The sequence below is a fragment of the Corallococcus sp. AB049A genome (genome assembly GCF_003668885.1).
Lineage (GTDB): Bacteria > Myxococcota > Myxococcia > Myxococcales > Myxococcaceae > Corallococcus > Corallococcus interemptor.
The window spans coordinates 1-1,269 of record NZ_RAWL01000801.1 but is presented as its reverse complement, the minus strand read 5'-3'; the positions used below and the strand labels follow the sequence as shown (position 1 = coordinate 1,269).

The window sequence follows — 1,269 nt, the reverse complement described above, 5'->3', positions numbered from 1 at the left end:
CGCTGCGCCTCCTGGGGCGGCTGGACGTGGAGTCCTTGCGTCGTGCCTTCGAAGCCTTGGTCGTGCGGCACGAAGCGCTGCGCACCACCTTCTTCGAAGAGGGGGGCCAGCCCTTCCAGCGCATCCATGCACCGGCCTCCTGGGCGCTCCCCGTGGCGGATCTGTCCGGCCTGGACGAATCCGCTCGTGAGGCGGAGACGCTGCGGCTTGCCACACGGGAGGCCCGGCAGCCCTTCCACCTCGGCCATGGGCCACTGCTGCGCACGGCCCTCCTGAAGTTGACCGAGGAGACGCACGTCCTCCTCGTGACGATGCACCACATCGTCTCCGACGGCTGGTCCATGGGTGTGCTCGTGAAGGAGCTGGCCACGAGTTACGCCACCTTCACCGCGGGCCGAGAGCCTTCGCTCGCGCCGCTGCCGGTGCAGTACGCGGACTTCGCGCTCTGGCAGCGCCAGTGGTTGCAGGGCGAGACGCTGGAGTCGCAGCTCGGCTACTGGAAGCGGCAGCTGGCCGGAGCCCCCGCGGCACTGGAGCTGCCCACGGACCGTCCACGTCCGGCCGTGCAGTCCCGGCGCGGTGCCACCGTGCCTGTCACCATCCCCGTGGAGCTGATGGACTCACTGCGCAGCCTCGCCCAGCGCGAGGGCGCCACACCCTTCATGCTCCTGCTCGCGGCCTGGCAGCTGCTGCTGTCTCGCTACTCCGGCCAGGACGACATCAGCGTGGGTTCACCAATTGCCGGCCGCACCCACGCGGAAGCCGAAGGCCTCATCGGCTTCTTCGTCAACACGCTCGTCCTGCGCGCCCACGTGCGCCCGGAGGAGTCCTTCCGCCAGCTGCTCTCCCAGGTGAAGGCCACCACCCTCGCGGCCTATGAGCACCAGCACGTGCCCTTCGAGAAGCTGGTGGAGGTCCTCCAGCCCTCGCGCGACTTGAGCCGCAGTCCCCTCTTCCAGGTGATGCTCGTCCTGCAGAACGCCCCCGCCGAGGCGCTGCGCGTGCCGGGCATGGCCTTCCAGCCCATCCCCCTGGAGGGCAACTCCTCCCGCTTCGATTTGGCCCTCACCCTCTTCGAGGTGCCTCAGGGTCTCACCGGCTTCCTCGAGTACAGCACCGACCTCTTCGACGCCTCCACCGTTCAGCGCCTCATGGGCCACTTCGGCGTCCTTCTCTCCTCTCTTGCCGCCCAGCCCGACGCGCGTGTCTCCATGCTGGAGGTGATGACGGCCGAGGAGCGGCAGAGGCTTCTCGTCGAGTGGAACGAGA

General features: G+C 68.8%; 1 protein-coding gene. It reads left to right on the top strand.

Annotated features, from left to right (window positions below):
- Positions 1–26 precede the first annotated feature (26 nt).
- Positions 27–1,269 (top strand): condensation domain-containing protein (locus tag D7X55_RS39495; RefSeq protein WP_306437764.1); only part of this gene is annotated, 1,243 nt, incomplete at its 3' end.